General features: G+C 40.7%; 18 protein-coding genes. 17 read left to right on the forward strand and 1 reads right to left on the reverse strand.

The genetic code is table 11. The features are described from left to right. Nucleotide 1 precedes the first annotated feature (1 nt). From O3602_RS07330 to O3602_RS07405, 16 genes are all read left to right on the forward strand, one after another. Nucleotides 2-688, forward strand: a complete 687-nt coding sequence (locus O3602_RS07330) for an amino acid ABC transporter permease (protein WP_371611439.1) — start codon at nt 2-4, stop codon at nt 686-688. A gap of 19 nt (nt 689-707) precedes the next feature. Beyond that, the gene (locus O3602_RS07335) at nt 708-1,472 is read left to right on the forward strand and encodes an amino acid ABC transporter ATP-binding protein (RefSeq protein ID WP_003016067.1); all 765 of its coding nucleotides are present in this window, start codon (nt 708-710) and stop codon (nt 1,470-1,472) included. A gap of 108 nt (nt 1,473-1,580) precedes the next feature. Next, nucleotides 1,581-1,979 carry a DUF1310 family protein gene (locus O3602_RS07340; protein WP_371611440.1) on the forward strand — a complete coding sequence of 133 codons (399 nt, stop codon included), beginning with the start codon at nt 1,581-1,583 and terminating at the stop codon, nt 1,977-1,979. Nucleotides 1,980-2,000: 21 nt separating this feature from the next. Next, nucleotides 2,001-2,408: a DUF1310 family protein gene (locus tag O3602_RS07345; RefSeq protein ID WP_050807269.1), complete on the forward strand. Its 408-nt coding sequence runs from the start codon at nt 2,001-2,003 to the stop codon at nt 2,406-2,408. 14 nt (nt 2,409-2,422) lie between these two features. Continuing rightward, complete coding sequence (locus tag O3602_RS07350; RefSeq protein ID WP_037607143.1) at nt 2,423-2,812, forward strand: DUF1310 family protein; 390 nt, start codon at nt 2,423-2,425, stop codon at nt 2,810-2,812. Between the two features lie 166 nt (nt 2,813-2,978). After that, entirely contained in the window at nt 2,979-3,365 is a 387-nt protein-coding gene (locus O3602_RS07355) for a DUF1310 family protein (protein ID WP_003013650.1), read from the forward strand. 1 nt (nt 3,366) lies between these two features. Beyond that, on the forward strand, nt 3,367-4,983 hold the full coding sequence (locus O3602_RS07360) for a hypothetical protein (RefSeq protein WP_003013575.1): 1,617 nt from the start codon (nt 3,367-3,369) through the stop codon (nt 4,981-4,983). Continuing rightward, nucleotides 4,962-5,342 (forward strand): type III secretion protein, encoded by a 381-nt coding sequence (locus O3602_RS07365; protein ID WP_371611441.1) that lies wholly within the window; start codon nt 4,962-4,964, stop codon nt 5,340-5,342. The genes O3602_RS07360 and O3602_RS07365 overlap by 22 nt, the downstream gene beginning before the upstream one ends. A gap of 18 nt (nt 5,343-5,360) precedes the next feature. Next, the gene (locus O3602_RS07370) at nt 5,361-5,660 is read left to right on the forward strand and encodes a hypothetical protein (protein WP_003013728.1); all 300 of its coding nucleotides are present in this window, start codon (nt 5,361-5,363) and stop codon (nt 5,658-5,660) included. A gap of 357 nt (nt 5,661-6,017) precedes the next feature. Then, nucleotides 6,018-8,147 carry an AAA family ATPase gene (locus O3602_RS07375; protein WP_371611442.1) on the forward strand — a complete coding sequence of 710 codons (2,130 nt, stop codon included), beginning with the start codon at nt 6,018-6,020 and terminating at the stop codon, nt 8,145-8,147. Between the two features lie 224 nt (nt 8,148-8,371). After that, a complete protein-coding gene (locus O3602_RS07380) occupies nt 8,372-8,617 on the forward strand; it encodes a hypothetical protein (protein ID WP_003009969.1) in 246 nt (81 codons plus the stop codon). A 156-nt stretch (nt 8,618-8,773) separates the two neighbouring features. Then, nucleotides 8,774-9,100, forward strand: coding sequence for a preprotein translocase subunit YajC (gene yajC, locus O3602_RS07385; RefSeq protein WP_003004444.1), 327 nt, complete (start codon nt 8,774-8,776; stop codon nt 9,098-9,100). Nucleotides 9,101-9,254: 154 nt separating this feature from the next. Next, nucleotides 9,255-10,004 carry an isoprenyl transferase gene (locus O3602_RS07390; RefSeq protein ID WP_003013573.1) on the forward strand — a complete coding sequence of 250 codons (750 nt, stop codon included), beginning with the start codon at nt 9,255-9,257 and terminating at the stop codon, nt 10,002-10,004. 9 nt (nt 10,005-10,013) lie between these two features. Next, nucleotides 10,014-10,817 (forward strand): phosphatidate cytidylyltransferase, encoded by an 804-nt coding sequence (locus O3602_RS07395; RefSeq protein ID WP_342983622.1) that lies wholly within the window; start codon nt 10,014-10,016, stop codon nt 10,815-10,817. 36 nt (nt 10,818-10,853) lie between these two features. Then, nucleotides 10,854-12,113, forward strand: coding sequence for an RIP metalloprotease RseP (rseP, locus tag O3602_RS07400; protein WP_003013597.1), 1,260 nt, complete (start codon nt 10,854-10,856; stop codon nt 12,111-12,113). 15 nt (nt 12,114-12,128) lie between these two features. After that, on the forward strand, nt 12,129-13,979 hold the full coding sequence (locus tag O3602_RS07405) for a proline--tRNA ligase (protein WP_003013635.1): 1,851 nt from the start codon (nt 12,129-12,131) through the stop codon (nt 13,977-13,979). A gap of 54 nt (nt 13,980-14,033) precedes the next feature. Here O3602_RS07405 and O3602_RS07410 read toward each other — a convergent pair whose 3' ends face one another. Beyond that, a complete protein-coding gene (locus O3602_RS07410; RefSeq protein WP_003013586.1) occupies nt 14,034-14,585 on the reverse strand; it encodes a hypothetical protein in 552 nt (183 codons plus the stop codon). A 466-nt stretch (nt 14,586-15,051) separates the two neighbouring features. On the opposite strand from O3602_RS07410, the gene O3602_RS07415 reads away from it, so the two are divergent. Next, nucleotides 15,052-15,339, forward strand: coding sequence for a WXG100 family type VII secretion target (locus O3602_RS07415; RefSeq protein ID WP_003013756.1), 288 nt, complete (start codon nt 15,052-15,054; stop codon nt 15,337-15,339). Nucleotides 15,340-15,366 lie beyond the last annotated feature (27 nt).

The following is a 15,366-nucleotide window of genomic DNA, read 5'->3' on the forward strand; positions in this document are numbered from 1 at the left end:
TATGGATTTCAATTTTATTAGTAAAGCATTTCTAGCCACCTTGGGTGGTGTTCCAGTGACCCTTCTGATCATGGTCGTATCGATTCTTTTGAGTTTCCTTCCAGCCCTCTTTTTGGCACTCGGTCAGATTTATAAGGTCAAAGGTGTTCGCAGTTTCTCAGTGATTTACTTAGCTTTTATCCGCGCGACGCCTCCGATTCTCTTGATTCTCTTCTTTTATAGTCTCTTTCCCAGCCTCTTAAATAGCTTTTTTAAGAGTATTGGCAGTCACTTTAATGTCTTTGAGATCAATCCCATTTACTATGCCTTTATCATCTTTAGCTTGATGACAACGGGGAGTCTTGCTGAAATTCTACGGTCAGCCATTCTGACGGTGGATAAGGGCCAGCTAGAAGCAGCGCAAGCCATTGGTTTGACCAATCGCCAAGCCTATATCCGCATTGTTTTTCCACAAGCCTTGCGTTCAGCCCTTCCTAATTTGTGTAACTTAGTTATCAACTTGGTCAAAGGAACCTCCCTTGTCTTTGTCATGACCATCAAGGATATCACCGCCATTGCCAAGGTCGAAGCCTCTTATGGCTATCAATATTTTGAATCCTATCTAGTGATTTTTATTCTTTATATTGTCATTTGTGGGGTGATTCAGTGGGGATTCAACCTCTTAGAAAAACGCCTGACACTCGCATAGAAGAAGGAGAAATAAGAAGATGTTAGAAGTAGAACACGTATCGAAAAAATTTAAGGACCACCAGGTCCTGGTAGATGTTAATCTTAAGGTTAACCAAGGGGATGTCGTCGTTATTTTGGGGCCATCTGGATCAGGAAAAACAACCTTCCTTCGCTGCCTCAATCACTTGGAAAAGGCAGACACAGGCCACCTAACCCTAGGTGGAAAAGAATATGACCTCTCAAAACTCAGCAAGAAAGAGATTCTAGAAATCCGGCAAAAGACAGCCTTTGTCTTCCAGCATTACAATCTCTTTGCCAACAAAACAGCGCTTGAAAATATCTTAGAAGGCCTGGTTGTGGCCCGTAAGATTCCAAAAGAAGAAGCCATCCAACGGGCAGAATCAGCCCTTGAAAAAGTTGGTCTCCTCGCTTATAAGGATTACTATCCTTCTCAATTGTCAGGTGGCCAGCAGCAACGGATCGGAATCGCGCGTGCCATCGCAGTGAAACCAGATGTGATCTTGCTAGACGAGCCGACTTCAGCGCTAGACCCAGAGTTGGTCGGTGACGTCTTAGATGTCATGAAGCAATTGGCCCAAGAAGGAGTGACCATGGTTGTCGTAACCCATGAGATGGGCTTTGCGCGTGATGTGGCTAACCACGTCATCTTTATGGATGGCGGACACATCATCGAAGAAAACGAACCGCATGAATTCTTTAATAGTCCAAAGGAAGAACGAACCAAACAATTCCTTTCACGGATTTTATCCGATGCCACTTATAGCGTCGAATACATGATTTAACAGGATGACACACCCAGTAAGGGTGTGTTTTTTAGGATCTGGAAAAAATTTTTAAAAATTGGCTCATTTTTTAAAAATCATTACGAATAATATAAGTGAGAGGGAAATATGACTGATAAAAAACAACGATTAATGCTACTATTTTTACTGACTTTATTTCTAGGAGGTTGCGGCCTTTTTACGGATAAAGCTGCTGAGAGAAGGGAAATGATTCAGATCGCAGAAAGCACGAAAATGGAGCGAGCGATAAAACACTTGTTAATCAGTATCGATCCGAAAGCTTTCACTTCAGAAGGAGTCATTCACTCCTATACCCTGATAAAAGGTGAATTGGAATACAATCCAATGGGAGGGATGAACGTCTCTCTCGTTATCAATGGCGATAAAAAGTTAACGATCGATACGACTGTTCAAATGGAAGATCCAGGACAGTTCGAAGCAGGTAGTTACGGTATTTCAGCAAAATTAAGTGATCTGTTAAGTGAAGCAGAAGAGGCTGGGAAATAAACTCATTTAGTGGAGTCGTTCATGGAAGCATCAAAGGAAAATATGAGAACTAAAATAAGATGGACGTTATGGTTATTGCTAACCACTTTGTGCCTAGGAGGATGTAGTGTTATTACTAGACGATCAGAGCAACGAAGAGAAATGCTAGAGATTGCAGAGAGTAAGCAATCAAAAAGAGTTCTCGAAAATATATTGAGACAAGAATATCCCCATGCCTTGACAGCAGAGGGAATTGTGAAGTCATATAAAATTAATACCCACCGGCTGAGATATCACCCTATGGGAGGATTGACGGTAGAAATGGTGATTAACGAGGATAAGAATTTAACCATTACGACAACTCTAACCCAGGAGGCTGATGGGCATCTGGAACAGAATGGAGTAGTTATTTCAGGGAAATTATCAAAGAAATTAGTAAATAATAAATAAGGACTTGCTTGAAAATGAATAAAAGATACAGCTTGGTTGTGATCATGATTCTATTGAGCCTACTTCTAGGTGGCTGTAGTCTCATGACAGACCAATCCACTGAAAAACAAGAAATGATTCAAATCGCAGAGAGTCAGAAGATGAAAGTGGCAATTGAAAGCTATTTAAAAAATCTGGATCCAGAGGCATTAACTCCAAATGGGAAAATAAAGTCTTATAGAATTTTAAAAGATAAATTAAAATATAATCCAATGGAAGGAATTATTGTCGAAATTGTCATTAATAGGGATGATCGGTTGACGATTGATATGACGGTCATAGAAGAGGATTCAGGAGAATATCTTGTTGCCACATCAGGAACGCCTAAAGAATTAACGAAATTAATAGAAAGAGACAAGCAATAGCAACCTCATCTATTTTATAGAATTTATTTATTGGGCCAAGTATGTTACATCAATATGTAGTGCTTGTAACCTTTTGGCAATGTTTTTTAACAAAAGTAACATTTCAGACGTTGATGGAATTTTGTATAATAAATTTTAAGAAAACTAGAGAAAGAAATGGGAATAAATGAAAAAAAGTAAATTAATTGTGTTGATAATGGTAGTATTTAGCTTGAGCTTAGGAGGCTGTAGCTTTTTTAATGGACAATCTGCCAAAAAACAAGAAATGATTCAAATTGCAGAGAGTACGAAGATGAAAGTGGCGATTGAAAATATGTTGAAAAAATTAGACCCTAAAGCTCTTACTCCAGAAGGAAAAATAAAATCATATAAAATTTCTAAAGATGATTTAGATTATAATCCGATGGGAGGGCTTATGATCAAAATCATTATCAATGACAATGAAAATTTATTGTTAAGTACAACTATACAAGAAGATTCAGTTACTGGTAAGTATGAAGAGACATACTATGGTAAAACAAAGGAATTGAACGACCTTCTGAAGGGAAATTGAAATGGCTGAAAATTTAAATTTTAATGATCAACAAAATGTTAAAACTGCATTACTTGAGTATGAAAAGGATATAAAAGTTGGACGGGAATTCGATATTGGACCCAAGAATGAAGAGTACATTGGTCACGTTTCTCATATATATGACAGTACCAATGGAAATGAAGAACAAGTTTTTGTATTAACAAATAATGGTATGGGAATTAATGAAGATCCAGTCCCCTATACTGCTTCAGATGAAGAACGTGCCCAAGTCCATGACGTGACAGTTTTGATGAAGGGATCTGAAACTGAAACAAGTACACAAAAATTACTCCATGATACATTTACGGATTGGGTAAAGACAGATTTGCCTGCTGCTTCTAACATTCTTGGTCCCAATGGAGCGGCGAACTATGCGACAGATTATGCGAAAAGATTCACCAGAGATAAGATTAAGGAGAATTTGAAAAAAAGGGATGAAACTGCCGATTCTAATATTTCGGAGCTTATTAGTTATCCGTTTGGTTTACTCGATAAAAATGTTGGAAATAATGTAAAAAGCTTTGTCAAGAGTATTAGAAGTAATCCAATAACAAATGCTTATCGTGAGGCGAAAGCAAATCTATATGGTATGGGAACGGATATTCTAATTGATAGTCAAGCAAAGTTTCCAGTATTTATTGGGGCTACCATTTTAAAAGAGTACAACAAAGATAGAGGTACTTTCCCGCCTCCGCAGTTTAAAGATGCTGCAGCTCATTTGAAAGAGGTGATCCGAAAATACCCCAATGCCAAGATCGATCTATACGGTCACTCTCTGGGGTCTATGAATATTCAGTATGCGCTTGCCTGCTTGACGGAAGAAGAAGCGTCTCATATTGGGACTGTCCATCTATACAATGGCCCTAATGCCTATTCCATCTTAACACCCGAGCAAAAAGCGCGTATAGATTCGCTGAAGTACAAAATCTACAACCACATTGACCATAAAGATTTGGTTAGCTTGGGCTATCAGGATTCTGGAAGTAAGGAATCCAGTGGGATTGTCAAGCACCTCAAAACTAAGAATTTGATAAATACTGGCCTGCAGCACATGATGCATGGTTATATCTATGATAAGGATGGGAATTTGGTTCTTGAAAAGGGAACGGAAGCCATCACTCGGAAGGAAATCATTGAAGAGCGGATGAAGGTTTACTATCGCCTAAAGGATAAATTGCAAAAAACAGGTGGTGGACTGAGCTCAAGTGAACGGATTTATCTTGATGCTTTGCAGGCACGCTTGGCTTCTGATGAGCTGATTCGGGTAGTGGATGAAGGGCTGGAGCAAGCTCAGAAATCTAAGGGACAACTGGATACAGATTTAGAAGCTTTGGAGAAAGTCTTACAGACCGTTCCGAAAGGCTTCATTCTCAATCTTGCGGAAGTAGAAGAGGCTTATGCACAGGCCGGTGCAACAAGGCAAACAGTTGTCACTGAAGTAAGAGAAAGGTTCGACAATCGTTTGGCTGCATATCAGTCCTTATCGAATGAATTTCATACTTTAAACGAGCAAGTGAATGCAGGAATTGAGCTCTTAAAAGCAAAAGATCAAGAAATAGCAGGAGAAATGAACCAGTGGGAACAACTAGCTTATTAATTTCATCTACTCTTTCGAAAAAGGAAAAGAAACTAGATCACTTGGAAAGAGAGTTCCAAAAAGCGCGCTTGGAGCTAGATGAAAAGCGTTGCCTAGTGGAAAGAAAACAGCAGCTCTTCACCCAGATGCTGGAAGAAGAGTATGCGATGGCAGCTTCCTTTTTACAAGAGCAGGAGGTTGATGTCAGTTGTGGATGGGAGTCCCTCCATCGCTGTATCGAAGAGTATGATCTCGAAGCTAGAGAAGCTGCACAAGTAGCCTTCAAACAGATCGAAATCGAGGAAGAGAATTTATGGCAATCCTACCGGAAAGATAGACGCCAAGTGGAAGAGGAGTTTGCACAAGATAAAGTTTCATAGTATAGAAGAGGAGGAAGTATGGGTGATAGTCCAGTCAAAGATTTCTTTGATTTAGATATGAAAGATAAGATGAGGATCATCGAAAGCCGAAAGAAACTTGAAAAAGATTTAATCCGGGTTGTCTATGCGCCCGTTTTATTGACCTGCAAGGCAGGAGTTGAGAAACGTTACAATGATGGCTTGACTGCGATTGCAACAGTAGCCGAAGAAGACGTCCAGGTCGTTGGAAAGCAACTGGATCAGTCCATGGTGGGTCAATTTGCTAAAAATGTACAGATATCTATTCAAGAAAAAGCTGGGAAATTTAAATCTATCTAGCCAAGAACATCCATTTAAATATGGAATCTGGAGTGACGTCCAGATTTTTTTAATAAATTTAAAAAATTATGTAAAAAAGTGTTGACAAAGAAATTGGTCTGCGTTATAATAATTTATGTAAACGAAAAGAGGTTGGAGAAACCTAGTGGTTTACAAGATCAATAGTGGAAAGGAGATGGTAATATGCTATTTCCAGAATTAAGACAACTAATTGATAAAAGGAAAAATAGAAACTGTTAGCCTGTAGGGCTATTATTAAATAAATGAATTAAAATTATGTAAACAATCAAATAGCAGCCAATTGGTCTGCTAATTTTCAAGAATGAATTAAAATTATGTAAAATAGAGGTATACAATATGAATAACAACTTTAACAATATGGATGATCTTTTCAATCAACTAATGGGAAATATGGGTGGTTTTCGTTCTGAAAGCCGTCGCTACATGATCAACGGTCGTGAAGTGACACCTGAAGAATTCGCTATTTACCGCCAAACTGGTCAACTTCCAAATGAAGGGAGTGATCAAGTGCAACACCATCAAGGTAAAGGAATGAAACAAGATGGGATCCTTGCAAAACTTGGTCGCAACTTGACCGAAGAAGCTCGTGAAGGAAAATTGGATCCGGTCATCGGACGTAATAAAGAAATTCAAGAAACTGCTGAAATCTTGTCTCGTCGCACCAAGAACAACCCTGTCCTTGTAGGGGATGCCGGTGTTGGTAAAACAGCAGTTGTAGAAGGTTTGGCACAAGCTATTGTGAACGGGGATGTTCCAGCTGCTATCAAGAACAAAGAAATCATCTCGATTGATATTTCTGGTCTAGAAGCTGGTACACAATACCGTGGTAGCTTTGAAGAAAATATTCAAAATCTGATCCAAGAAGTCAAAGCTATGGGAAATGTCATCCTCTTCTTTGATGAAATCCATCAAATCCTTGGTGCAGGTAGCACAGGGGATGGGCAAGGATCTAAAGGTCTTGCGGATATCTTGAAACCAGCTCTTTCTCGTGGTGAATTGACCGTGATTGGGGCAACCACTCAAGATGAATACCGCAACACCATCTTGAAAAATGCCGCTCTTGCACGTCGTTTTAACGAAGTCAAGGTCAATGCTCCATCTGCTGAAGATACCTTTAAGATTCTCCAAGGAATCCGTGAATTGTATCAACAACACCACAATGTCATCTTGCCAGATGAAGTCTTGAAAGCAGCAGTTGATTATTCTGTTCAATACATTCCACAACGCAGCTTGCCAGATAAGGCGATTGACTTGGTCGATGTGACAGCTGCTCACTTGGCAGCACAACACCCAGTGACAGATGTACATGCGGTTGAGCACGAAATCCAAGCGGAAAAAACAAAACAAGAAGAAGCTGCCGCTAAAGAAGACTATGAAGCAGCCTTAAATGCAAAAATTCGTATCGAAGAACTCGAAAAACAAATTGCTAACCATACAGAAGATCACAAGGTGACTGCAACTGTCAATGACGTAGCTGAGTCTGTCGAACGGATGACTGGTATTCCTGTTTCTCAAATGGGGGCTACGGACATCGAACGTTTGAAAGATATGGGTCACCGTTTGCAAACGAAAGTTATCGGTCAAGACAAGGCGGTTGAAGCTGTTTCAAAAGCGATCCGTCGGAACCGTGCAGGCTTTGACGAAGGGAACCGTCCAATCGGTAGCTTCCTCTTCGTCGGACCTACTGGTGTTGGTAAGACTGAGTTGGCTAAACAATTGGCCCTCGATATGTTCGGAACCAAAGATGCCATCATCCGTTTGGATATGTCAGAATACAGCGACCGTACAGCCGTTTCTAAATTGATTGGTACAACAGCTGGTTATGTTGGTTATGATGACAATAGCAATACTTTGACAGAACGTGTTCGTCGTAACCCTTACTCAATCGTCCTTCTTGACGAAATTGAAAAGGCGGATCCTCAAGTGATCACCCTTCTCCTTCAAGTCTTGGATGATGGTCGTTTGACAGATGGTCAAGGAAATACGGTTAACTTCAAGAATACCGTAATTATCGCTACTTCAAACGCTGGCTTTGGTTACGAAGCCAACTTGACAGAAGATGCGGATAAACCAGAACTCATGGATCGTTTGAAACCTTACTTCCGTCCAGAATTCCTCAACCGTTTCAACGCTGTCATTGAATTCTCACACTTGAGCAAGGAAGATCTTTCTAAGATTGTTGATTTGATGTTGGTAGATGTCAATAAGACCCTTTCTAAGAAAGAAATTGACTTGGCAGTGAGCGATGCAGCCAAAGAATATATGACTGAAGAAGGTTATGATGAAGTGATGGGTGTTCGTCCACTCCGTCGGGTAGTTGAACAACAAATCCGTGACAAAGTCACAGACTTCCACTTGGATAATCTTGATGCTAAACACCTAGAAGCTGATATGGAAGATGGTGTGCTTGTGATCAGAGAAAAAGACACAAAGAATGAAGAAAATGCTGATAAACAAGCAGAATAAGGCGAATGAGTTTGTGAAAAGTAGAGGCTGCTATCATATAGCAGTCTTTATTTTTTCTTCCCACCTGGGGGAAATTATTCGTCGTATAAGGCCAAAATCTTCCTATTTGGACTAAAAAACATCAATAATTAGTGAAATTAACCCAATTTGAGCAAATTTATTAATAAATAAAGAAAAAAAGTATATAATCTATACAAGAATAAAATTTGAGGAATGGAAGTAAGATGAGCAATACAATTGATATCTACTCAACTCCCGAATACAGAAAAGTGGAAGCCGTTGTTCAACTGATGGTTGACGGTCGCTTGACGAGCTATCGTGTCGCAACTGAAACAAACATCAGCAAAATGAGCCTAGCGACTTTGACGAAGGGAACGAGTAAAATCAAAAATATTACCTATCAAACGGCTTTGGCCTTGATTGATTGGTATGATGAGAATCATGAAAAGTATGGCATTACGATTGACTAGTCAGTAGCCCACTTTTCGTGGTTTTTTTCTTTTTCATCAAAACTTGCCTCCTCTCTGAGACTGGAGTCTGATTTTACTTGAAGAGGATGGGAAAACTTGAAAAGACGGGCGAAATTTGATATAGTATAGCATATATGAAAATTAAAGGAGAAACATATGCAAGGCGGAAGTTTGCTAATTATGCTCGTTCTTATGGTCGGTTTGATGTACTTCATGAGCCGTAGCCAAAAGAAACAGTACCAAAAACGGATGGAAAGTTTGAATAAACTTCAAAAAGGAAATGAAGTCATCACGATTGGTGGTTTGTACGGAACCATCGATGAAGTCGACACAGACCGCAAGACGGTTGTCTTGGATGTTGATGGTGTCTACCTGACCTTTGAATTGGGAGCGATCAAAACAGTTCTTCCTGTATCTGAAGGAATCTCAGCCACTGCTACAGAAGGTGCTAGCTCAGATGCTGATTCAGCCATCGAAGAATAATCATCAAGGAAGAGGCAAGGGCCTCTTTTTTGGTGGGCAAATAGGACGATGTGATGAAGGAAAGTTCTGCTGATTTAAAAAAGAGGCCAGAGTCCCTATTTTATGGGGATTTATGGTATAATGAAGCGATAAATATTGAAATAGGTAGAAAAACATGTTTCGTTTTAAGAAAAAAGAAAAAATCGAGATACCTTTAGAAGTCCCGAAACACATTGGGATCATTATGGATGGCAATGGTCGCTGGGCGAAAAAGCGGATGCAACCGCGCGTCTTCGGTCATAAGGCAGGGATGGAAGCTCTCCAAGAAGTGACGATTGCAGCAAAAGATATGGGGGTTCAGGTCCTGACTGTCTATGCCTTTTCTACGGAAAACTGGACACGCCCTGAAGATGAAGTCAAGTTCATCATGCACTTGCCGGTTGAGTTTTATGACCGTTTTGTCCCCGAATTGCATCGCAACAATGTCAAGATTCAAATGATTGGTGACACCAAGAAATTACCCAAAGAAACGCTGGAGGCTTTGGAAAGAGCAGAAGCGATGACCCACCTCAATACAGGATTGATCCTGAATTTCGCACTCAATTATGGTGGACGTGCTGAGATCACTCAGGCTGTGAAGCAGATCGCCCAAGAAGTCTTGGATGCGAAGTTCAGTCCAGAAGATATCACAGAAGAGATGATCGCAGATTCTCTTTATACCGAGAGTTTGCCACGTCTCCTAAGGGATCCGGATTTGATTATTCGTACCAGTGGAGAGATCCGTTTGAGTAATTTCCTTCCTTGGCAGGCCGCTTATAGTGAGTTGTATTTCACAGATGTGATGTGGCCAGATTTTGGAGAGGAAGCACTACGAAGTGCCATAGTAGAATATAGCCATCGCCATCGGAGATTTGGTGGTGTTTAGGAGAAGATGATGACGAAAGATTTACAAAAACGTGTGATTTTTGGAGGAATTGCCCTGCTCTTTTTCATTCCAACAGTAATGGTTGGAGGGGTGTTCTTCCAGATTGTGATTGGCTTGATCGCCATGCTAGGGGTTCATGAATTGCTCAAGATGAAGGGGCTTGAGACAGCGACGTTTGAAGGAGTGCTAGCCATGTTAGCGGCCTTTGTCCTGACTTTGCCGATCGAGGACTACCTCCCTTACCTTCCAGCAGATGGCAATATGATTGCTTATGGTTTGGTTGTCTTGATTCTCATGGGGACAACTGTTCTTGCTCAGAATTACAATTATGAAGATGTGGTCTATCCCATTGCGTCTAGCTTTTATGTTGGACTTGGTTTCCATTCCTTAGTAGATGCGCGAATTGCTGGTATTGATAAGGTCTTATTGGCACTCTTTATTGTCTGGGCTACAGATTCAGGTGCTTATCTGGTAGGAAGTCGGTTTGGGAAACGCAAGCTCATGCCTGCGGTTTCTCCTAATAAAACGATTGAAGGCAGTCTTGGGGGAATCTTGTCTGCAGTTGCGGTAACTGTGATCTATATGATCGTGGATCGTTCTGTGGCGGGTGGACATGGTTTTCTCGCTATGATCTTCTTTACCATCCTCTTTAGTATTGCAGGTCAGTTTGGCGACCTCGTAGAGAGTGCGATTAAACGCCACTTCGGTGTGAAGGATTCTGGGAAATTTATCCCAGGACATGGTGGTGTTCTAGACCGCTTTGATAGTTTGATTTTTGTCTTTCCCTTGATGCATTTCTTGGGCTTGTTCTAAGACAGAAGAGATAGAAAGGAAACCACGTATAGAACGATGCAGTTTATTGCCTTTATTGTTATTTTTGGAGTGATCGTTCTCGTTCACGAGTTTGGTCATTTCTATTTTGCAAAAAAATCGGGCATCCTGGTGCGAGAATTCTCGATTGGGATGGGGCCAAAGATCTTTGCACATATTGGTCAAGATGGAACAGCTTATACGATTCGCTTTCTCCCTTTAGGTGGCTATGTGCGTATGGCTGGCTGGGGTGAGGATACAACTGAGATTAAAACCGGAACGCCTGTCAGCTTGACGCTAAATGAGGCTGGTAAGGTCGTCCGGATCAATCTTTCAGGAAAGAATCTGGATCAGACAGCCCTTCCCATGAATGTTACCCAGTTTGACTTTGAAGACAAACTGGAAATTACGGGCTTGGTTCTCGATGAGACCAAGACCTATGATGTCGATCATGATGCGACTATTGTTGAGGAAGATGGGACAGAAGTGCGGATTGCGCCGAGAGATGTTCAGTATCAGAATGCCAGCATTTGGGGACGGTTGATCACCAACTTTGCGGGTCCTATGAACAACTTTATCCTCAGTATTGTCGTCTACTCACTTCTAGCTTTTATGCGTGGTGGTGCGATTGACTACTACAGCAACAATGTTCAGGTGGCACCTGATGGGGCGCTGGCTAAGGTCGGTGTCAAAAGCAATGTTCAGATCCTTCAAGTCAACAACGATACTGTTAGTAACTGGGATGAGCTGACAGATGCTGTCGAGAAAGCAACCAAGGACAGCAAGACGGCTCCTGAATTGACCCTGAAAGTCAAAACAGACGGCCAAGAAAAAGAAGTTAAAGTGAAGCCAACTAAGTCAGGGAATCGTTACTATCTGGGTGTGACAAATGGCCTCAAGACAGGATTTGTGGATAAACTCTTGTCTGGTTTTACAGATACCTGGAATACAGCGACACGGATTTTGGGAGCTTTGAAAGATATCATTTTCCACTTTAGTCTCAATAAACTGGGTGGACCGGTTGCCATTTACAATGCTAGCTCACAAGCTGCTCAATTAGGGATTCCGGCAGTCTTGTCTCTTATGGCCATGCTCTCTATTAATATTGGGATCTTCAATCTAATCCCGATTCCAGCTTTGGATGGAGGAAAAATCTTGATCAATTTGATCGAGGTCGTCCGGAGAAAGCCACTGAAACAAGAAGTAGAAACCTATATGACGCTTGCAGGTGTAGCTGTAATGGTTATTTTGATGATTGCTGTCACCTGGAATGATATTATGAAATTATTTTTGAAATAGAAAAGGATATTGTCCATGAAACAAAGTAAAATGTTGATTCCAACGCTTCGCGAAATGCCAAGCGATGCCCAAGTCATTAGCCATGCTTTGATGTTGCGTGCAGGTTATGTTCGCCAAGTATCAGCTGGTGTCTATTCTTATCTGCCATTAGCAAATCGAGTGATTGAAAAAGCAAAAGGCATCATGCGCCAAGAATTCGAAAAAATTGGAGCAGTTGAAATGCTTGCTCCAGCTCTTTTGAGTGCGGATCTCTGGCGTGAATCTGGTCGTTACGAAACTTACGGGGAAGACCTCTATAAGTTGAAAAACCGTGAAGGCTCTGACTTTATCTTAGGTCCAACTCACGAAGAAACCTTTACCGCTATTGTGCGCGACTCAGTAAAATCTTACAAACAATTGCCGTTGAATCTCTACCAAATTCAACCAAAATACCGCGATGAAAAACGCCCACGGAACGGTCTTCTGCGGACCCGTGAATTCATCATGAAAGATGGTTATAGCTTCCATGCTAACTACGATAGCTTGGATGTCACTTACGATGAATACAAAGCAGCTTATGAGCGGATCTTCACACGCAGTGGCATTGACTACAAAGCCATCATCGGTGATGGTGGTGCCATGGGTGGAAAAGATAGCCAAGAGTTTATGGCTGTTACACCTGCTCGTACGGACTTGGATCGTTGGGTTGTTTTAGACAAATCAGTGGCTTCCTTTGATGAGATCCCAGCAGAAGTCCAAGAAGAAATCAAAGCAGAATTGCTCAAATGGATGGTCTCTGGGGAAGATACCATTGCCTATTCAAGTGAATCAACCTATGCTGCGAACTTGGAAATGGCTACTAACGAATACAAGCCAAGTAACCGTGTTGTAGCAGAAGAAGAAGTGAAACGCGTGGAAACACCAGGTATCAAATCGATTGATGAAGTAGCTGCATTCTTGAATGTTCCAGAAGAAGCTACTATCAAGACTTTGGTTTACATTGCAGATGAAGAGCCTGTTGTTGCCCTTCTTGTAGGTAATGATCAGCTCAATGAAGTGAAGTTGAAAAACCATCTCGGCGCAGACTTCTTTGAACCTGCAACCGAAGTGGAAGTGAAAGAATTATTAGGAGCTGATTTTGGCTCTCTCGGTCCAGTAGATCTTCCTGAAAATGTTAAGATTATCGCAGACCGCAAGGTTCAAGACAGCCGCAATGCAGTAGTCGGTGCCAATGAAACAGGCTACCACTTGACTGGTGTCAACCCAGGACGTGACTTTACTGCAGAATACGTTGATATCCGTGAAGTTCGTGAAGGCGAAATCTCACCAGATGGGAAAGGGGTCTTGAACTTTGCACGTGGGATCGAAATTGGTCACATTTTCAAACTCGGCACACGCTACTCCGCTAGCATGGGAGCAGATGTCTTGGACGAAAACGGTCGTGCGGTTCCAATCATCATGGGCTGCTACGGAATCGGTGTCAGCCGTCTTCTTTCAGCCGTTATGGAGCAACATGCTCGTCTCTTTGTCAATAAGACTCCAAAAGGGGAATACCGTTACGCTTGGGGAATTAACTTCCCTAAAGAATTGGCGCCATTTGATGTGCATTTGATTCCAGTTAATGTTAAGGATGAAGCGAGTCTTGCTTTGACCAATCAGATCGAAGAAAGCTTAGTCAATAAAGGCTACGAAGTCTTGGTGGATGACCGAAATGAACGGGCTGGTGTCAAATTCAGCGATAGCGATTTGATTGGCCTTCCAATCCGCGTAACAGTTGGTAAAAAAGCAGCTGAAGGCATCGTAGAAGTGAAAATCAAAGCAACAGGAGATACCATCGAAGTTCATGCAGACAATCTCCTTGAAACCCTTTCAATCTTGAACAAATAAGAAAAAGCTTTCTGAGCTCTCACCAGTGTGGTGATGAAACTCAGGAAGCTCTTTTTATTTTTCTTCTTTGAGGCCTTGATCTTTGAAATAAGTAAAGAGATCTTGGGGCTTGCCATTGAGGTATTTCTTGAACTCGGCCCTTTCTTCCTCCCCTTGATCTCCGTAGATGGTAGCAAACTCATCTTTCTTGATTTTTGAGAAGTCAGCCTGTAAGACTTTAGCATAGGATTGTTTATCTTTTGAAATTTGAATGCGGAAGCTAAGTCCAGGCTTACCATTTAAGGTTTTATAGATATCGCTATGTTCTAATTCTTCTTGGTAGATTTCCTTTAATTCAGGAAGATCCATGTCTTGCAAATCTGAGGAAATGGGTTCAAAACTAAGGAAAGTAAAAGAGACAATTTCCTCTTTCTTGTAGCCAATTTGAATTTTGTTTTGGTGGTGATCGCCGAGGTCACTAACAAAGGTCTTGGTTTGGACTTGCTCCTTTTTGGTTTGAGTGGTCTCTTGCTTGGTAGAAGCGGCAGTAGTTCCTTTGCCTTGTTGACCTTGGCTACAAGCGGTAAGGGCTAGTAGACAGACAGAGGCAAGTAGAAATTTTTTCATATATAACTCCTTATAGGTTAATGGTGTCCGATCTTGTATGAAACAAGTTCTAAACAGTTCTCATTATACCATAAAAACTTAAAAATGAAAAAATATACAAAAATCATTAAAAATGTTTCTAAAATCAAGGATTTTTATATATGTGTTTATTTAATAAAAATAGGACAGAGTGTCTCTCTTTTTTTCTGGTAATAATACTAAATGGAGATTACTAGGGCAAGGGATTTCGAAAACATATTACATTTTTGTCACAAAAAATTACAAAATTGTAACAAAGTTACAATGTTTTATCAGTTAACCTTCAAAACTTGACATTCTGGCAATATTTCATTAAGATATTTTTAAGTAAATAATACAGAAAGGGAGTAAGAGGTGAAATATACAGTTACCTGGCATTTTACTAATTCATACTAAATGTATTGTTTATGGAAAAAATATAAGGGTATCAGCCCAAAAGGAGAAAAATATGACTCAAATTAAATTAACTCCAGAAGACCTACGTCAATCAGCACAACGCTATGCACAAGGTTCTCAAGACATCGATCAAATCCTTACTAATTTGACTCATGAACAACAAGTCATCGACGCAAACTGGGATGGATCTGCATTTGATAGCTTTGAAGCACAATTCAACGAATTATCTCCAAAAATCAAACAATTTTCTCAATTGTTGGAAGAAATCAATGGTCAATTGATCAAAGTTGCTGATATCGTTGAACAAACTGACCAAGATATCGCTGCACAAATTCGCTAATATAATCTTGAAGGTGATCTTACTTCT

Origin of the sequence: Streptococcus sp. 27098_8_186 (assembly GCF_041432055.1) — a bacterium.
In the GTDB taxonomy this organism is placed as follows: domain Bacteria; phylum Bacillota; class Bacilli; order Lactobacillales; family Streptococcaceae; genus Streptococcus; species Streptococcus dentalis.

Coding starts and splice junctions, on each gene's coding strand:
- O3602_RS07330 (WP_371611439.1), top strand. CDS start 2: ATGGATTTCAATTTTATTAGTAAAGCATTTCTAGCCACCTTGGGTGGT.
- O3602_RS07335 (WP_003016067.1), top strand. CDS start 708: ATGTTAGAAGTAGAACACGTATCGAAAAAATTTAAGGACCACCAGGTC.
- O3602_RS07340 (WP_371611440.1), top strand. CDS start 1,581: ATGACTGATAAAAAACAACGATTAATGCTACTATTTTTACTGACTTTA.
- O3602_RS07345 (WP_050807269.1), top strand. CDS start 2,001: ATGGAAGCATCAAAGGAAAATATGAGAACTAAAATAAGATGGACGTTA.
- O3602_RS07350 (WP_037607143.1), top strand. CDS start 2,423: ATGAATAAAAGATACAGCTTGGTTGTGATCATGATTCTATTGAGCCTA.
- O3602_RS07355 (WP_003013650.1), top strand. CDS start 2,979: ATGAAAAAAAGTAAATTAATTGTGTTGATAATGGTAGTATTTAGCTTG.
- O3602_RS07360 (WP_003013575.1), top strand. CDS start 3,367: ATGGCTGAAAATTTAAATTTTAATGATCAACAAAATGTTAAAACTGCA.
- O3602_RS07370 (WP_003013728.1), top strand. CDS start 5,361: ATGGGTGATAGTCCAGTCAAAGATTTCTTTGATTTAGATATGAAAGAT.
- O3602_RS07375 (WP_371611442.1), top strand. CDS start 6,018: ATGAATAACAACTTTAACAATATGGATGATCTTTTCAATCAACTAATG.
- O3602_RS07380 (WP_003009969.1), top strand. CDS start 8,372: ATGAGCAATACAATTGATATCTACTCAACTCCCGAATACAGAAAAGTG.
- yajC (WP_003004444.1), top strand. CDS start 8,774: ATGCAAGGCGGAAGTTTGCTAATTATGCTCGTTCTTATGGTCGGTTTG.
- O3602_RS07390 (WP_003013573.1), top strand. CDS start 9,255: ATGTTTCGTTTTAAGAAAAAAGAAAAAATCGAGATACCTTTAGAAGTC.
- O3602_RS07395 (WP_342983622.1), top strand. CDS start 10,014: ATGACGAAAGATTTACAAAAACGTGTGATTTTTGGAGGAATTGCCCTG.
- rseP (WP_003013597.1), top strand. CDS start 10,854: ATGCAGTTTATTGCCTTTATTGTTATTTTTGGAGTGATCGTTCTCGTT.
- O3602_RS07405 (WP_003013635.1), top strand. CDS start 12,129: ATGAAACAAAGTAAAATGTTGATTCCAACGCTTCGCGAAATGCCAAGC.
- O3602_RS07410 (WP_003013586.1), bottom strand. CDS start 14,585: ATGAAAAAATTTCTACTTGCCTCTGTCTGTCTACTAGCCCTTACCGCT.
- O3602_RS07415 (WP_003013756.1), top strand. CDS start 15,052: ATGACTCAAATTAAATTAACTCCAGAAGACCTACGTCAATCAGCACAA.